11 protein-coding genes and 1 pseudogene are annotated in these 16,153 nt (G+C 68.8%); 3 read left to right on the top strand and 9 right to left on the bottom strand.

The window, feature by feature from the left end:
- Positions 1 to 61: 61 nt before the first annotated feature.
- From pbN1_RS00810 to pbN1_RS00850, 9 genes and pseudogenes are all read right to left on the bottom strand, one after another.
- The gene (locus pbN1_RS00810) at positions 62 to 1,255 is read right to left on the bottom strand and encodes an acetyl-CoA C-acyltransferase (RefSeq protein WP_169204084.1); all 1,194 of its coding nucleotides are present in this window, start codon (positions 1,253 to 1,255) and stop codon (positions 62 to 64) included.
- A gap of 16 nt (positions 1,256 to 1,271) precedes the next feature.
- Positions 1,272 to 3,631, bottom strand: a pseudogene (locus tag pbN1_RS00815) (3-hydroxyacyl-CoA dehydrogenase/enoyl-CoA hydratase family protein).
- 289 nt (positions 3,632 to 3,920) lie between these two features.
- Positions 3,921 to 4,571, bottom strand: coding sequence for a 3-oxoacid CoA-transferase subunit B (locus pbN1_RS00820; protein ID WP_169204083.1), 651 nt, complete (start codon positions 4,569 to 4,571; stop codon positions 3,921 to 3,923).
- Positions 4,572 to 4,573: 2 nt separating this feature from the next.
- Positions 4,574 to 5,236, bottom strand: a complete 663-nt coding sequence (gene atoD, locus pbN1_RS00825; protein ID WP_169204082.1) for an acetate CoA-transferase subunit alpha — start codon at positions 5,234 to 5,236, stop codon at positions 4,574 to 4,576.
- 114 nt (positions 5,237 to 5,350) lie between these two features.
- Positions 5,351 to 6,373 carry a YeiH family protein gene (locus tag pbN1_RS00830; protein WP_210147717.1) on the bottom strand — a complete coding sequence of 341 codons (1,023 nt, stop codon included), beginning with the start codon at positions 6,371 to 6,373 and terminating at the stop codon, positions 5,351 to 5,353.
- A 70-nt stretch (positions 6,374 to 6,443) separates the two neighbouring features.
- Positions 6,444 to 8,906 carry an efflux RND transporter permease subunit gene (locus tag pbN1_RS00835; RefSeq protein ID WP_210147619.1) on the bottom strand — a complete coding sequence of 821 codons (2,463 nt, stop codon included), beginning with the start codon at positions 8,904 to 8,906 and terminating at the stop codon, positions 6,444 to 6,446.
- A 15-nt stretch (positions 8,907 to 8,921) separates the two neighbouring features.
- Positions 8,922 to 9,974: a WD40/YVTN/BNR-like repeat-containing protein gene (locus pbN1_RS00840; protein ID WP_210147620.1), complete on the bottom strand. Its 1,053-nt coding sequence runs from the start codon at positions 9,972 to 9,974 to the stop codon at positions 8,922 to 8,924.
- A gap of 79 nt (positions 9,975 to 10,053) precedes the next feature.
- Positions 10,054 to 11,403 carry a DUF1329 domain-containing protein gene (locus tag pbN1_RS00845; RefSeq protein WP_210147621.1) on the bottom strand — a complete coding sequence of 450 codons (1,350 nt, stop codon included), beginning with the start codon at positions 11,401 to 11,403 and terminating at the stop codon, positions 10,054 to 10,056.
- A 13-nt stretch (positions 11,404 to 11,416) separates the two neighbouring features.
- Complete coding sequence (locus pbN1_RS00850) at positions 11,417 to 13,123, bottom strand: DUF1302 domain-containing protein (protein ID WP_210147622.1); 1,707 nt, start codon at positions 13,121 to 13,123, stop codon at positions 11,417 to 11,419.
- A 327-nt stretch (positions 13,124 to 13,450) separates the two neighbouring features.
- Here pbN1_RS00850 and pbN1_RS00855 point away from each other — a divergent pair, with 327 nt between their 5' ends.
- From pbN1_RS00855 to pbN1_RS00865, 3 genes are all read left to right on the top strand, one after another.
- Positions 13,451 to 15,355, top strand: a complete 1,905-nt coding sequence (locus pbN1_RS00855; RefSeq protein WP_169202736.1) for a putative bifunctional diguanylate cyclase/phosphodiesterase — start codon at positions 13,451 to 13,453, stop codon at positions 15,353 to 15,355.
- A gap of 170 nt (positions 15,356 to 15,525) precedes the next feature.
- A complete protein-coding gene (locus tag pbN1_RS00860) occupies positions 15,526 to 15,801 on the top strand; it encodes a type II toxin-antitoxin system Phd/YefM family antitoxin (protein ID WP_169202735.1) in 276 nt (91 codons plus the stop codon).
- Positions 15,801 to 16,142: a type II toxin-antitoxin system RelE/ParE family toxin gene (locus tag pbN1_RS00865; protein ID WP_169202734.1), complete on the top strand. Its 342-nt coding sequence runs from the start codon at positions 15,801 to 15,803 to the stop codon at positions 16,140 to 16,142. Before pbN1_RS00860 ends, pbN1_RS00865 begins: the two co-directional genes overlap by 1 nt.
- Positions 16,143 to 16,153: the final 11 nt, after the last annotated feature.

The raw sequence follows: 16,153 nt of genomic DNA on the forward strand, positions 1-16,153 counted from the left end.
GTCTTTTCGGGGTTGTCTTATCGGGGATCGGGCGGTCGCGCCGCCGGATCGTCATTCGGTTTCAGAGCGCTTCGAAGATGCCGGCGGCACCCATGCCGGTGCCGATGCACATCGTCACCATGCCGTAGCGCTGGCCGGTGCGGCGCAGGCCGTGCATGAGCGTCGCGGTGCGGATCGCGCCGGTCGCGCCGAGCGGGTGGCCCAGCGCGATCGCGCCGCCTTGGCGGTTGATCTTCGCCGGATCGATATCGAGCGTGCGCATCACCGCGAGCGCCTGAGCCGCGAACGCCTCGTTGAGCTCGAACCAGTCGATGTCGGCAAGGCGCAGCCCGGCCGCCTTCAGCGCGCGCGGGATCGCCTCGACCGGGCCGATGCCCATGATCTCGGGCGGCACGCCGGCGACCGCGAAGCTCACGAAGCGCGCGATCGGCTCGACGTCGTAGCGCCTGAGGGCCGCCTCGCTCATCAGCACCACGGAGCCCGCGCCGTCCGACATCTGCGACGCGTTGCCCGCGGTCACCGAGCCACCGCGCGCGAACACGGGCTTGAGCTTGCCGAGGCTCTCGGCGGTCGTGCCCGCGCGCGGGCCCTCGTCGCTGCGGACGAGCCGCTCGACCCGCCGCACCGCGCCGTCGGCACCCGGGAATTGCTCGGTGACCGCGTAGGGCGTGATCTCGGCGTCGAAGTGGCCGGCGGCGATCGCCGCGAGCGCCTTCTCGTGGCTCACGGCGGCGAACGCGTCCTGGTCGTCGCGCGACACCTGCCAGCGCTCGGCGACCCGCTCGGCGGTGAGGCCCATGCCGTACGCGAGCGCGACGTGGTCGTCGTTCATCCATTTCGGGTTGGCGTGGATGCCCTTGCCGAAGATGTTCGGCATCGCGCTCATCGATTCGGTGCCGGCGCCGATCGCGACGTCGGCTTCGCCGAGGCGGATGCGGTCGGCGGCCATCGCCACCGCGTTGAGGCCCGACGAGCAGAAACGGTTGATCGTGATCGCGGGCACGCTGTCGGGCAGCCCCGCCATCAGCACGCCGAGGCGCGCGACGTTCATGCCCTGCTCGCCTTCGGGGATCGCGCAGCCGACATAGACGTCGCCGATGTCGCGCGGGTCGAGCCGCGGCACCGCGGCGACGCTCGCCTGCAGCACGTGGGCGAGCATGTCGTCCGGGCGCACGTGGCGGAACATGCCGTTGCGACGCGCTACCGGCGTGCGCGTCGCGGCGACGAGGTAGGCGTCCTGGAATTGCTTGGTCATTGGGGTCGGTCTCCGGTCAGTTGCGCAGGGGCTTGCCGGTGTCCAGCAGGTGCCGGATGCGGGCCCGGGTTTCGGGGGTGCGAGCGAGCGCGACGAACTCGCGGCGCTCGACATCGAGGAGCCACTGCTCGTCGACGAGCGAGCCGCCTTCGACTTCGCCGCCGCGCGCGCGACGCGATAGTCGTGCGCCGAGATGAAGCCGCCGTCGCGCAGGTTCACGAGCTGGTGCTCGAGCGTCGCGATGCCGCCACGTCCCGCGACCTTCACCGCGCGCGGCGCGAGCGGCGGGTAGTGGCCTGTTTCGGCGCGCGCACGCGCCTGGCGGATCGCGACATACAGCAGCTCGTGCGGATTGAAGAGGATCGTGTCGGACGGCTGCAGCAGCCCCATCTCGCGCGCCTCGAACGCGCTCTTCGAGACCTTCGCCGACGACACATGCTGGAACGCCGCATAGATCGCCGCGTTCGGCTCGCCGTACTGCTGCTGCGCGGCGATGCGCGCGGCGCGCAGCGCGAACTCCTTGCAGCCGCCGCCGGCCGGGATCAGCCCGACGCCGGCTTCGACGAGGCCGAGCTGGGATTCGGCCGCGACGACGCGGTGCGTGCAGTGCATCGCGAGCTCGCAGCCGCCGCCGAGCGCCATCCCCTGCACCGCCGCGACCGTCGGCACCGCGCTGTCGCGCAGCGACCGCATCGCCGCCTGGAACGCGCGCACGTGCCGGTCGAGCGCGTCAGCATCGTCCGACTCGACGAGCGCGAGCACTTCGTCGAGGTTCGCGCCGGCGGCGAACGGCGCCTCGTTCCAGACGACGAGGCCGGCGTAGTCGCGCGCGGCGCAGGCGAGCGCTTCGGCGATGCCGTCGAGCACCGGTTTCGCGAGCACGTTGAGCTTCGTCTTGAAGCTCGCGACGAGGATCCCGGCATCGACCGCCGGCAGCGTGAAGAGCCGCACGCCGTCGTTCTCCCAGACGGTTTCGCCGCGGTCCTGCGCCTCGCCGAGCACGCGCTCGGGGAAGAGCTGGCGGCGATAGACCGGCAGCGCCGCGCGCGGCTTCAGCCGCGACTCGGCCGCCGACCACGAACCCTCGGCGCCATGCACGCCGTCGCGCGCGACGACCCATGCGGGCAGCGGCACGCCGGCCATCGCCTCGCCGGCCGCGACGTCGTCGCGGATCATCGCCGCGACCTCACGCCAGCCCGCTTCCTGCCACAGCTCGAACGGCCCGCGCCGCCAGCCGTAGCCCCAGCGCATCGCCAGATCGACGTCGCGCGCGTTGTCGGCGATCGCGTCGAGCGTCACCGCGCAGTAATGGAAGAGGTCGCGCAGGCACGACCAGACGAGGCGCGCCTGCGGATGCGGGCAATCGCACAGCATGCGCAGCCGGCGGCCGGCGTCGCGCACTTTGAGGATCTCGCCGACCTCGGGCGCGACGGCGCCGGCGGCGGCGCGGTACTCGCCCGACGCCGGATCGAGCACGGTGAGGTCGCGGCCCTGCCGGCGATAGACGCCGCCGCCCGTCTTCTGACCGAGCGCGCCGCGGTCGATCAGCGCCGCGATCCAGCCCGGCACCACGTAGTGGCGCGCCCACGGGTCGTCCGGCAGCTCGACGCGCATCCCGTCGATGACGTGCGCGAGCGTGTCGAGGCCGACGACGTCGAAGAGGCGGTACGTTGCGCTCTTCGGCAGGCCGATCGCAGGGCCGGTCAGCGCGTCAACGTCGTCGAGCGCGAGGCCGAGCCGCCCGGTGTGGTGCGCGACCGTCAGCAACCACATCGCGCCGATGCGGTTGGCGACGAAGTTCGGAGTGTCCTTCGCGCGCACGACGCCCTTGCCGAGCCGCGACACGAGCCACGGCTCGAGCCGGTCGAGCACGCCGGGGCGCGTCTCCGGCGCCGGGATCAGCTCGACGAGCGGCATGTAGCGCGGCGGGTTGAAGAAATGCACGCCGCAGAAGTCCGCCCGCAGCGACTCGGGCAGCACCGACGAGAGCTTCGCCAGCGAGAGGCCCGAGGTGTTGGTCGCGAGGATCGCGCCCGGCGCCAGATGGGGCGCGATCCTCGCGTACAGGCTCTCCTTCCATTCGAGCTTCTCGGCGATTGCCTCGATCACGAGGTCGCAGTCGCGCAACTGCGCCAGATGCTGGTCGTAGTTCGCGGCGTCGACGTAGTGGATGCGGTCGCGCGTGACGAACGGCGCCGGTTCGAGCTTCTGCAGCCCCTTCAGCGCCTTCGCGACGACGCCGTTCGCATCGCCCGACGGTGCCGCGAGGTCGAACAGCACGACCGGCACCTCGGCGTTCGCGAGGTGGGCCGCGATCTGCGCGCCCATCACGCCGGCGCCGAGCACGGCGACCTTGCGGAAAGTTGAATCATTCAAGGCATGTCTCCCGTACGAAGTTTCTGGTTGCGGGCCCGCGAGGGCCGCGCGGAATAAAAAGGGGGGATGTCCCGATCCTTGAGGAGGAGAGGTCAGGTGGCTGGAGGACACCCCCGCGAAAAGGGTCAGCGCTCAGTGAGCCGCTTGCCGGAACGGGCGGAAAACGAAGTTTCGGCGTAGCCAAAAGCGAAGCGCCTTCCGCCACACGGCGGCCCGACAGGTGTAGCGGTCAAATTGGCGGATAACGCCTTCGGCTCATCCGCCCTACGGCCGGGCGATCGGCCTCGCGTCAATCGAGCTTCATCGGCCTCAAGTCCTCCGAAACCGCGAAGCGCGCCTGCGTCCGCGCCCGGATGTCGGCGAGCGACACGCCCGGCGCGTGCTCGATGAGCACGAACTCGCCGTGTGTGATCCTGAACACGGCCATCTCGGTGACGACCATCGCGACCCGTCCCTTCGCGGTCAGCGGTAGCGTGCAGCGGTCGAGGATGCGCGGCTCACCGTCCTTCGTGCAGTGCTCCATCGCGACGATGACCTTGCGCGCGCCGGTCACGAGGTCCATCGCGCCGCCCATGCCGGGAACCATCTTCCCCGGCACCATCCAGTTCGCGAGGCTGCCTTCCTCGTCGACCTGCAGGCCGCCGAGCACGGTGACGTCGACGTGGCCGCCGCGGATCAGCGCAAACGACATCGCGCTGTCGAACATCGCGGCGCCCGGCATCAGCCCGCAGGGAATACCGCCCGCATTGACGACGCCTGGCAGCGGCTCGCCTTCGAGCGGCGCGAGGCCGAGGAAGCCGTTCTCCGACTGCAGCGTGATGTGCATCCCCGTCGGCAGGTAGCGCGGCACCTGCGTCGGCAGACCGATACCGAGATTGACGACGTAGCCGTCGCGGAACTCGCGGGCGACGCGCCGCGCGATGATTTCCTTCGCTTCCATGTTCAGGGCCTCCGCGCCAGCACGATCTTGTCGACGAGCGCCGCCGGCGTCATCACGAGATCGGGGTCGATTTCGCCGATCTCGACGATCTCGTCGACCTCGGCAATCACGAGGTCCGCGGCGAGCGCGATGATCGGGTTGAAGTTGCGTGCGGCGCGCTCATAGACGAGGTTGCCCGCGCGGTCGGCACGTTTCGCCTTCAGGATCGCGACGTCGGCGCGCAGTGGCAGCTCGATGAGGAAGGCGCGGCCGTCGACGACCATCTTCGTCTTGCCTTCCTCGACGACGGTGCCGACGCCGGTCGGCGTCAGCACGCCGCCAAGCCCCGCGCCGCCGCAGCGGATGCGCTCGACGAGCGTGCCCTGCGGGACGAGCTCGACGTCGAGCTCACCGGCGATCATCTTTTTGCCGGTCACCGGGTTCGTGCCAATGTGCGACACGACGACGCGGCTCACCTGGCCGGACGAGATCAGTGGACCGACGCCGGTGTCCGGCGCCGCGGTGTCGTTGCCGATCAGCGTCAGGTCCTTCGTTCCCTGCTCGCACAGCAGCGACACAATGCCCTCGGGCGTGCCGACACCGATGAAGCCGCCGAACATGATCCGCAGGCCGTCGCGGAAGAGCGGCCCGATTTCGGACCAGTCCACCTCTTTGTTCAATGCCATCTCTTTGTCTCTCCTCGGTGTGCGGACGGCCGTTCCCGCCCTGCCCGCTTCACGGGGCCGGGGCGTCGTCGCCGTCTGTCGTTTATCGGTTGGTGTTGTCGGGCCGCGCCGTGCTCAGCGCATCCACAGCAGGCCGCCCATGATCAGCGCGGCGAGGAACACGGTATTGACCGCGAGCATCGCCACCGGCCGCCAGCCGAGCGCGGCGAGCTGCTGGAACGAGGTCTTCACGCCGAGCGCCGCGATCGCCACGACCAGGCACCAGCGCGACAGGCCGGAGGCGACGTCGGTGACCGGCTGCGGGATCAGCCCGAGGCTGTTGACCGCGACCAGCACCGCGAAGCCGACGAGAAAGCCCGGCAGCACCGGCGGCTTCTTGCCGGCCGGCGCGCCGTTGCGAAACAGCAGCGACACCACCGCGACCACCGGCAGCAGCATCGCGACGCGGAAGAGCTTGACGAAGGTCGCCCCGTCGCCGACCTCGGGCGAGATGAGATAGCCCGCCGCGACGACCTGCGCGACGTCGTGGATCGTGCCGCCGAGAAAGACCGCCGCAGCGTTCGCGTCGAGCCCGAAGAGCTTCACGAGCGAGGGATAGACGACCATCGCGACGGTGGAGAGCGCCGTGACGCCGACCACCGTGAACAAGGTGAAGCGCTGGTTCGCGTCGCTCTTCGGCAGCACCGCCGAGATCGCCAGCGCGGCCGACGCGCCGCAGATCGCCACCGCGCCGCCGGTGAGAATCCCTTCGGTGCCGGGGCGGCCGAGCAGGCGCCCGACCAGCGCCCCGAACAGGATCGTCGCGACGACGCCGCCGGCGACCATCGCGATCGACCCGGCGCCCAGACCCGCAAGCTGCTCCGCGGTGATGCGCGCCCCGAGCAGTGCGACGCCGAAACGCAGCACATGGCGCGACGCGAACTCGATGCCGTCGCGGATCTTCTCGCCGTTCGCGGCGAAGTTGAACGCCATGCCGAAGAACAGCGCGTACAGCAGCTGCGGGCCGCCCTGGTGCTCGGCGACGAAGCTCGCCGCCAGCGCGATCGTGATCGCGGTCAGCACGCCGGGCCACAGCCGCTGCCACGCCGGGAGGTCGATCCATGCAAGCGCGCGCGCCGAAACGGTCGGATTACTCATCGCCTTGCCCATCGCCTTGTCCATCGAGTTGCCGATCGAATTGCCGATCGTATTGGTCATGGCTGCCCCCTTACCGCGCGGCGAGGCCGAGTGCCGGCGCGGCGGCGAAACGCCTTGCGCTGGCCGCATCCTTCAGCAGGAAGTGCGACAGCGCCGGAATCAGGATCAGCGCGCCGGCCATGTTCCACACGAACATGAAGGTCAGCAGGATCCCCATGTCGGCCTGGAACTTGATCGGCGACCAGATCCAGGTGACGACCCCGGCGGCGAGCGTCACGCCGACGAGCGCGACGACCTTGCCGGTGAATTGCAGTGCGCTGCGGTGCGCTTGCGCAAGCGAAGCGCCCGTGCGCTGCTGCGCGAGCTGGATGGAGAGCAGATAGAGCGCGTAATCGACGCCGATCCCGACCCCCAGCGCGATGACCGGCAAGGTCCCGACCTTCACGCCGATCCCCAGCACCACCATCAGCGCCTCGCACAGGATCGAGGTCACCGCGAGCGGCACCACCGCGACGACGACCGCGCGCCAGCTGCGGAAGGTGACGAAGCACAGCACAACCACCGCCGCATACACGTAGAGGAGCATCGTGCGGTTGGCTTCCCGCACGACGATGTTGGTCGCCGCCTCGATGCCGGCCGAGCCCGCTGCGAGCAGGAACTGGCGCTCGGGGGTGCTGTGCGCCTCGGCGAATTGCGCGGCGGTGGCGACGATGGCGTCGAGCGTCTCGGCGCGGTGGTCGGTGAGGTAGGCGATCACCGGCATCACCGAGCAGTCGTTGTTGAAGAGGTCGGGGTTGTTGACGGACGCCTGCTGCGCGCCGTAGTTGAGCACGTCCTGGTTGCGCGCGAGGGTGAGCCACTTCGGGTTGCCTTCGTACGAACCGGCGGTGATCTGGCGCACCGCATCGCCGAGGAACACCGTCGTCTGCACCCCGGGCAGCTGCTGCAGCTGCCACGCGAGGCGGTCGGCTTCGACGAGGGTCTCGTACTTGAGGCAGCCTTCGGCCGCGGTCCTGACGATCACGGCGAACTGGTCGGACGAGAGCGAGTAGTTCGCCGTGATGTAGGCGTTGTCGCGGTTGTAGCGCGAGTCGGCGCGCAGCTCCGGCGCGCCCGGCTCGAGGTCGCCGATCTTGAGCTCGAGGCTGACGACGAAGCCCGCGACGGTGAGCACCGCGGAGACCGCGATCGCGCCGATCGCCCAGCGCCGCTCGGTGAAGCGCTCGAGCCAGCGCCACAGGCCCGCGCCCGTGCCGTCGGCGGCCCCCGACTCGGCCACGAGACTGCGCTCGGCCGCCCGGGCGCTCACGCCGGTGTAGGACAAGAGCACCGGCAGCAGGATCAGGTTGGTGAAGATCAGCACCGCCACGCCGATGCTCGCCGCGAGCGCGAGCGCCTGGATCACCGGGATGTCGATGACCATCAGCACCGCGAAGCCGACCGCGTCGGCGACCAGCGCCGTCATGCCAGCGAGAAAGAGCCGGCGGAAGGTGAAGCGCGCCGCGACCAGGCGATGCGTGCCGCGGCCGATGTCCTGCACGATGCCGTTCATCTTCTGCGCGCCGTGGCTGACGCCGATCGCGAAGATCAGGAACGGCACGAGGATCGAGAACGGGTCGAGCTCGAAGCCGAGCGCGGCGATGAGGCCCATCTGCCACACCACCGCGATCACCGAGCAGGCGACCACCAGCGCGGTGCTCCTCAGGCAGCGGGTGTAGAAGAAGATCACGAGAATCGCGATCAGCGCGGCGATCGCGAAGTAAGCCATCACCTGGCTCACGCCGTCGATGAGGTCGCCGACGAGCTTGGCGAAGCCGATGATGTGGATGCGGATTTCGGGGCCGCCCGAGCCCGCCGCGCGCTCGAACCTCAAACGGATGTTCTCCTCGAGGTTCCGCGACAGCGCGCGGTAGTCGATCGCCGCGCCCGTCGCGGGATCCTTGTCGAGCAGCGGCACGAAGATCATGCTCGATTTGAAGTCGTTGCCGACGAAGCGCCCGACGATGCCCGAACGGGCGATGTTGAGCTTGAGCTCGCCGGTCGCCTGCGGCGAGCCGTCGTAGGAATCCGGCATCACCGGCCCGCCCTGGAAGCCTTCCTCGGTGACTTCGGTCCAGCGCACCGACGGCGTCCACAAGGATTTCACCCACGCGCGATCGACGCCGGGCGTGAGGATGAGCTCGTCGCTGATCTTCTTCAGCGTCTCCTGGTAGGCCGGGTCGAAGATGTCGCCGCTCGGGCTCGCGACGACGACGCGCAGCACGTTGCCAAGGCCGCGCAGCTCCTTGCGGCTCTCGAGGTAGTTCTGGATGTAGGGCTGGCTCTGCGGCAGCATGCTCTCGAAGCTCGCGTTCAACTGCAGCTTCATCGCGCCCACCACGGCCAGCACCACGGTCACCACGGCGCAGATCACGACCACCGCGAGGCGGTGGTTGAAGATCAGGCGCTCGAGGGCATTGCCGGAGTTGCGGTCGAACTCCGAGAGGGCACGCACGACGGGCGTGCGGTCATGCGAATCGAATGCGACGGCCATCGCGTCGGTCTCCTGTTAGCGAAGCGTCTGGACGCGCACGCCGCGGGCACCCGCGACGACCACCGCATCCGTGCCGAGGGGTTGCACCGCCGACGCCGGGACGGCGCGGTCGAGCTTGAGCGGCGAGAAATGCTCGCCGCCATCCGTGCTCACCAGCAGCCGCCCCGCCTGGCTCGCGAGGATCACGCCCTGGTCGCCTACGGTCGCAGCAGCCGTCAGGCCTTCTTGCACGCCGGTGTCGATCTTGTGCCAGGTCCGCCCGCTGTCGGTGCTGCGGAACGCGTTGCCGCGCAGCCCGAAGACGATCACCGCGTCCTTGGCGGGCGCGACGCCGAAATAGGTGCCCTGGTAGGGGGTCTGCAGTGCGCGAAAGACGCCCGCCGCGGCATCGAGGCGCAGCACGAGGCCCTGCTCGCCGGTCGCGAACACTTCGCCCTCGGCGCCGCGGATCGCATAGAGGTGCAGCGCCTGCGGGTTCTCGGTGCGGTCGAGCCACGGCTCCCAGTGCTTGCCGCCGTCCGTGGTGCGCAGGATCAGGTTGAACGCGCCGACGACAAAGCCGTTGTGCTCGTCGGCGAACCACACGTCGAGGAAGGGGTTCTCGGCGCCCTGCGCGGCGAAGCGCTCGGCCTCACTGACCCACTTCGCGGCCTCGTCACCGGACTGGGCCTTGTAGTACTCGACCATCATGGTGCCTACGGCACGCCCGTCGAGCTGCTTCGTCCAGCTCGCACCGGCATCATTGCTCGCGAGCACGACGCCGTCGTGCCCCACCGCCCAGCCGGCTCGCGGCGTCGGGAAGCTCACCGCGACCAGATCCGAGCTGACCGGCACTTTCGCCTGCCGCCAGCTCTTGCCCGCGTCGTCGGAATACACGACGTGGCCGCGCTGGCCGACGCCGACGACACGCTGGCCGGCGAGCGCCAGGCCGTTGATGAGCCCCCTGGCCGCGAGCTCGCTCGTCATCGCCGGGGTGTCGAGCACGTCCTGGAAGCCGGCCGCGGGGGCTGTCGCCGGCAGCGTCAGCGCGAGCGCAAGCAGGGCGCCGCCAAGTCGGTGCGCGTTCATCGTTGCTCCTCCGTGGGGTCGGAAAGGCCGGGCGGGCGGCACAGCGCCCTGCCCGGCTCGAATCATTGTTGTTGTGGTTTCAGCGGATGCCCGCGCCGGCGAGCGAATCCGGCGACCACTCACGATCGCTGAGCGGCTTGGTCTGGCGCATGCCGCCGGTCTCGGCACTGAAGCCGGTCAGCGAGTAGATGCCCGCAACCAGGTCGTAGTGGCCGAACATGTCGGTGTAGGGCGCCGGCAGGTCGTAGCTCGGGGCCATGTAGGCGAAGCCGGCGCGGTAGAGCTGGCCGCGGGCGTCGTACTGGTCGGAGGCGAGCGCCGCCCACGAGTCCTCGTCGAGGTAGAAGGTGCGCTTGCTATACACGTGGCGCTTGCCTTCGCGCAGCGTCGCCTCCACCACCCACACGCGGTGCAGCTCCCAGCGCACCAGATCCGGGTTGAGGTGGTTGGGTTTCACGAGCGCGTCCTGCTTGGCCTGGTACACCGCGGCGTAGGCGTTGTACGGCACGATCATCTCCTTCTTGCCGACGAGCTTGAAGTCGAAGCGCTCCATCGAGCCGATGAAGATGAAGATGTCGTCGAAGGTGTTGCCCCCCGCCGTGCCCGGGTTCGGCGTGTCGTGCGAGAGGTCCGGGGCGACCTTGACGCGCCGCTGCCCCGGCAGGTAGGTCCAGGCGCGCCGGTCCTTGGTGCCGATGTCGAGCGGATCGACGATCAGGAGCGCCTCGCCCGCGCGCCGCGCCGGACCCGTGTAGGTGTTCTTGATGCGCCAGTAGGTCTCGGCCGAAGTCTTGCCCGCGTCCCAGAACGGGAACTCCTGGACGTTCATGCCTTCGGTGGCGAGCGTCGTGCGCCCGCTCGCGTCGACGTTGAGGTTGCGGTACTTCACCTCGTAGGCCTGGCCGTTGTAGCGCACCAGGTGGTTCCACATCGCCTCGAAACCGGTCTTGGGGATCGGGAAGGGGAAGCCGGCGTGCGCGCCTTCGATCGAGCGCCCGTCGTTGTGGGTCTTGGCCTGCGTCGCGATCTTCGCGGTGTTGTCGGCGATGAACTTGGGGAAGGCGACGCTGCGGTGCGTCGGATAGACGTCCACGCGGAAGCTCGGATACTTCTGCAACAGCGCCTTGGTCCCTTCGGTGAGCTTGTCGGCGTGCTGCGCCATGTTCTTGGCGTCGATCACGAGCCGCGGCTTCTCGGCGCCGAAGGGGTTCGGGCGGATGCCGTCGCCCGGCTTGAAGCCCGCCGGGGGCGTGGTGAGCCCGCCGGTGTATTCGGGGATGGTGCCGTCCTGGTTGCCGGCGCGCTCGGCGCCGACCGCAGTGAGCGTGGTGCCGAGCTTCTTCGCCTCTTCGGGCGTGATCGCGGCCAGGGCCGCCCCGCTCAGGGCCAGCGCGAGCGCCGCCGGCAGCAGTGCTTTCGTGAATTTCATGGGGTCCTCCTCCTTAGAAGGTCGTCTTCAGCGTCAGGCTCACGAAGCCGCGATCCTTCAGCAGCGTGGTGAAGCCGTTTTGTGTCGTCACGGCGGTGCCGTTGTCGCGGTACTTGCCGAAGTAGTCGATGTACTTCAGGTCGATGCGGTACTTCTGGAACACGTCGGCAGCCAGGCCGAGGCTGTAGTTGCCGTTGCCTTCGTTGCCGCCGAACACCGTCGCGGCGTTGCCGGACAGACCCAGCGACATCGTCATCGGCGCCGACAGATCGACGCCCGGCATCACCTGGTACCAGGTCGGCGTGAAGGCGACGCCGAGGCCCCAGAAGTCCTTCGTCGTGCAGCCGTCCCACTTGTCGAGGTCGCGCGGGCGCGTCGTGCCGTTAGCCTCGCACGGTGCGAAGCCCACCGCATTGAAGAGGTTCTCGCCGCTACGAACCTTGTCCCAGCGGCTCCACGTGAGCTCGGCGGCCCAGCTCGCCTGGTCGAAGAGCGGCGTGTCGGGGATCAGGCCGAGCACGTTCACGAGGCCGTGGAAGGTGTCGCCGCGCGGGCCGCTGGTGTCGCCGCGGTCCGGGAGCCCCGTCGCCGAGATGCCGAGCACCTGCGCGTTGAGCGGCGTGTTGCGCCGGTACGAGAGCTCGGCGCCGACGCTCACGCCGCCGATGTTCTTCGCCAGGCTGACGCCGAACAGGTCGATGTCGTCGGCGTAGATCAGGTTGTAGCGGCTCACCCCCGGGCCGACCCGCGTGAGCAAGGTCTGCGGCAGCTTGTCGGCGTAGCGCCGGTAGTAGACGCCGAGCGTGCCGTCGAGCGCCGCGGGGGCCCAGCGCAGCGACACGCCGTATTCGCCGCGGTTCTTCGGCTCGAGCGCATCGCCGTTGGTCGCGAAGCCGAGCGCCGGGCTGAGGAACTGGCGGTCCGGGCCGTTGAAGGCGAAGTCGACCGGGCCGAGGTAGGTGCCGCCTTCGGGGTAGCGGTAGGCTTCCCACTGCAGGAAGTACTGCGCGGCGACCGACAGCGTGTCGGTGACCTGCGCCTGGGCCGAGAGCTGGTTGAGCGGGCGGAAGAGCTCCTTGGCTTCGACGCCGGGGGTGGCGAAGCCCTTCTGCAGGTCGAGCGGCATCTGCGCATACGACACGCTGTGCAGCGCGCCGCCGAGGAACAGCGACTCGCCCCAGAACACCGAGTGCCGGCCCGCCTTCAACCGCACCGGCACCTCGCCCGCGTCGAAGTTGGCGAACGCGAACGCGTCAAGGAGTTCCCCCGACGGGCCCTGGTAGAGCCGCTTGGTGTAGCGGCTGTACTGGTGACCCGCGTAGCTCGGGATGTTCACGAGCGGCGCATTCGGGTTCGAGCGGCTGTCGTCGTCATAGGCCGCGTCGTACCAGCCGGTGGCGCTGACGCGAAAGCCGGTCTTGCCCTGGTACACCACGTCGAGTTCGGACAGCAGGTCGAAGCGGTTGGCGACGAAGTCGCCGTTGTCGAAGCTGTACGTGCCTTCGTCGGTGACCGCCGAGCGGCCGAACTTGTCGTCGCGGCCCTCGACGCGCGTCGCCAGGTTGTAGCGCACCGTGTTGTCCCAGCGCACCTGCAGCTCAGCGTTGCCGGTGTCGAACTCGAACGCCACCGCGTTGCCGCCCATCGCGACCGTCGCCGCCGCAACCGCAAGCACGCACGGCCTGTGCGCCGACGCGAAGCCTCGTCTCGTCCTCTTCATCTCTTCCGCCTCTCCGTGGTCGTTTTGCTGTTCGTTCTGCCCGGCATCGTCTGGCCGGTTGAGGCGTATTGTCCGGACGCCGGGATCGACCCTCCCCCCAGCGACGGGGGGTAGGAGGGGGAGATGCGCCCCCCGCCTCGCCCCCCGTCTCGCCCCCCTTTCCGCTCGCGTCGCGGGTTTCGCCGTGCGCAGGATGAGAGGCGGGACGCGATTCTCGTGGGTCGTCGCAGGTGGGAAGGATCGAACCTGCAATCCGAATGTCTTTAACTACAGACCCCGGCACCCCCTACACTTGGAACGAGAGTCGCCAACAGCGAGGCCGCAGCCATGAAGCGAGAGGGAGAACCCGCAAAACCGAGCCGCCCGCATTCGGCTGAAGTCGAGCGTGCGATCCGGGCGCATCGCACGCTGAGCGCCGGCAACCGCACGCTGCTGCGCGCTTCCGACGAGCGGGAGCTGCTCGAGGAGATGTGTCGGGTGATCGTCGAGGTCGGCGGCTACCGCGTCGCGTCCGTCGGCTACGCCGAACACGGCGAAGAGAAAGGCATCCACGTAATGGCCTGCGTGGGGATGGATCTCGCAGTGCTTCAGGCGCTGCCGCTGACGTGGGCCGAGGCCGACACCGAAATGGGCCAGTGGGCGATCTCGGCCGCGATCCGTACCGCCAGGCCGTCGATCGGGCGGCACCTTCTGACCGAACCGACCTACGCCTCGATCCGGGAATACGCGAAGCGGGCCGGCTACGCCGCAACGAGCGCGTTTCCGCTGCGCGTCGGCGACGAAGTCATCGGCGCGCTGTGCATCCTCGCGAGCGAGCCGGACGCGTTCGACGAAGCCGAAGCCGATCTCCTCGGCGAGCTCGCCGACGACCTCGCCTACGGCATCGCGAACCTGCGCATGCGGGCGAAGCACGCGGAGGCCGAGAAGACGATCGCGCGGATGGCCTTCTACGACGGGCTCACGAGCCTCCCCAATCGCGTGGCGTTGTGCGAGCGGCTCGGCGACACGCTGCACGACGCCAAGCCGCAGCACCGCCCGCTCGCGCTGCTGGTCGTCAAGATGGGCCAGTTCCATGAGATCAACGAGACGCTCGGCTACAAGGAAACCGACCGGTTCCTGCAGATGGTTTCCGCGCGTGTGCTCCCGCTGGTTCGCGAGCCGCAGATGGTGGCCCGGGTCGGCGAGGACGAATTCGCCGTCCTGCTGCCCGACGCCAACGCCGAGCACGCGACGCGCTTCGCGCACCAACTGCTCGAGGTGCTGCGCGAGCCCATCGACTTGCTCGAATTCGCGGTCGATCCGTGGGCCAGCATCGGCATCGCGCTCTTTCCCGGCCACGGTGCCGAGCCGGCGGCCCTGCTGCGCCGCGCGAGCGCCGCGGCCGGCCAGGCGAAGCATTCGGCGGCGGGCTACACGCTCTATTCGGGCAACCCGGACAAGGAGTTCTCGCGCCGCCTCGCGCTGATGGGCGAGCTGCGCGGCGCGATCGCGAAGAACGAGCTGCGTCTGTACTGCCAGCCGAAGGTCGATTTCGAATCGCGCCACATCTGCGGCGCCGAGGCGCTGGTGCGCTGGCAGCATCCGCGCCTCGGCATGCTGTCGACCGGCGAGTTCATCAAGCTCGCCGAGCACGGCGGCCTGATCACCCCCCTCACCCATTGGGTGCTCGAAGCCGCCTTCCGGCAAAGCTACGCGTGGGACGAAGCCGGCATCCGGCTGCCGCTCTCCGTGAACCTGTCCGCGCACGACCTGCGCGACCCGCGGCTCATCGACCGCATCAGGGGCCTGTTCGCGACCTGGGGCATCCGGCCCGAGCTGATCCAGTTCGAGCTCACCGAAAGCGTGCTGATGCAGGATCCCGAAGGCGCGGTCGACATGTTGACGCGCTTGAAGGCGCTGGGCGTGCAGCTCTTTGTCGACGACTTCGGCACCGGCTATTCGAGCCTCGCGTACCTGCAGAAGCTGCCGGTCGATTCCCTCAAGATCGACCAGTCATTCGTCTCGGACATGCTCGCGAACGAGGACTCCGCGATCATCGTGCAATCGACCATCGACCTCGGCCACAACCTCGGCCTCGAGGTTGTCGCCGAGGGCGTCGAGACCGAAGCGGTCTGGCAGCGCCTCGCTTCCCTCGGCTGCGACACTGCGCAGGGCTACTTCATCAGCAAGCCGATCCCGGCGGACGCGTTCGGCGAATGGGAACAGCAATCGGCGTGGCATCCGCAGGGTTGAGCGTGCGTCGCGCGGCTCGCCGGGCGCCGAAAGTTTCTGCTCGCGGGGCGCAAAAAGCCCCCCGCATACGAGATCGGATCGTGCGTGACACGGCGATCCCACCCGCGGGTTGCCGCAAGACCTTTTAAGGACTACATTCGGTCGTGTTTTCCGCTTCGAAGGATGTCCCCATGCGCTACTCGTCGCAAGTCAAGCCGATCAGCTATCTGAAGGCCAACGCCGCCGAGGTCCTCGCATTGCTCGCCGAGCAACGCGAGCCCTTGATCATCACGCAGAACGGCGAAGCCAAGGCGGTCCTGCAGGACGTCGCCTCATTCGAGGAAACCCAGGAAACCCTCGCACTGCTGAAGATTCTGGCGCTCGGCAATCAGGAGGTAATGGCCGGCAAAGTAAAACCGGTCGCCGACGTGGTGGCTCGCCTGCGGGCCCAGAGAACCGCCGGGTAATGTGCCCTGCCGGCGCCGCCTACGAGGTCCTGCTCACCGAAGGGGCCGAGAGCGACCTCGAATCCATCTACGACTACATCGCCGACTTCGATTGCCTCGAGAACGCGAACTACGTCCTGGACCGCCTGATGGAGGTTGTCGAGAGTCTTTCGAGCTTCCCCGAGCGCGGCAGCTACCCGAAAGAATTGAATGCGCTGGGCATCAGGGAATATCGACAGGTCTTCTTCAAGCCCTATCGGGTGATTTATCGCGTGATCGAAACGCGCGTCGTCATTTACCTGGTCGCCGACGGCCGCCGCGACATGCAATCGCTGCTCGCGCGAAGGCTGCTCGGCGCGTAGATACCTTTGCG

The sequence above is a fragment of the Aromatoleum bremense genome (assembly GCF_017894365.1).
Classification (GTDB): Bacteria; Pseudomonadota; Gammaproteobacteria; order Burkholderiales; family Rhodocyclaceae; genus Aromatoleum; species Aromatoleum bremense.

Coding starts and splice junctions, on each gene's coding strand:
- pbN1_RS00810 (WP_169204084.1), bottom strand. CDS start 1,255: ATGACCAAGCAATTCCAGGACGCCTACCTCGTCGCCGCGACGCGCACG.
- pbN1_RS00820 (WP_169204083.1), bottom strand. CDS start 4,571: ATGGAAGCGAAGGAAATCATCGCGCGGCGCGTCGCCCGCGAGTTCCGC.
- atoD (WP_169204082.1), bottom strand. CDS start 5,236: ATGGCATTGAACAAAGAGGTGGACTGGTCCGAAATCGGGCCGCTCTTC.
- pbN1_RS00830 (WP_210147717.1), bottom strand. CDS start 6,373: ATGAGTAATCCGACCGTTTCGGCGCGCGCGCTTGCATGGATCGACCTC.
- pbN1_RS00835 (WP_210147619.1), bottom strand. CDS start 8,906: ATGGCCGTCGCATTCGATTCGCATGACCGCACGCCCGTCGTGCGTGCC.
- pbN1_RS00840 (WP_210147620.1), bottom strand. CDS start 9,974: ATGAACGCGCACCGACTTGGCGGCGCCCTGCTTGCGCTCGCGCTGACG.
- pbN1_RS00845 (WP_210147621.1), bottom strand. CDS start 11,403: ATGAAATTCACGAAAGCACTGCTGCCGGCGGCGCTCGCGCTGGCCCTG.
- pbN1_RS00850 (WP_210147622.1), bottom strand. CDS start 13,123: ATGAAGAGGACGAGACGAGGCTTCGCGTCGGCGCACAGGCCGTGCGTG.
- pbN1_RS00855 (WP_169202736.1), top strand. CDS start 13,451: ATGAAGCGAGAGGGAGAACCCGCAAAACCGAGCCGCCCGCATTCGGCT.
- pbN1_RS00860 (WP_169202735.1), top strand. CDS start 15,526: ATGCGCTACTCGTCGCAAGTCAAGCCGATCAGCTATCTGAAGGCCAAC.
- pbN1_RS00865 (WP_169202734.1), top strand. CDS start 15,801: ATGTGCCCTGCCGGCGCCGCCTACGAGGTCCTGCTCACCGAAGGGGCC.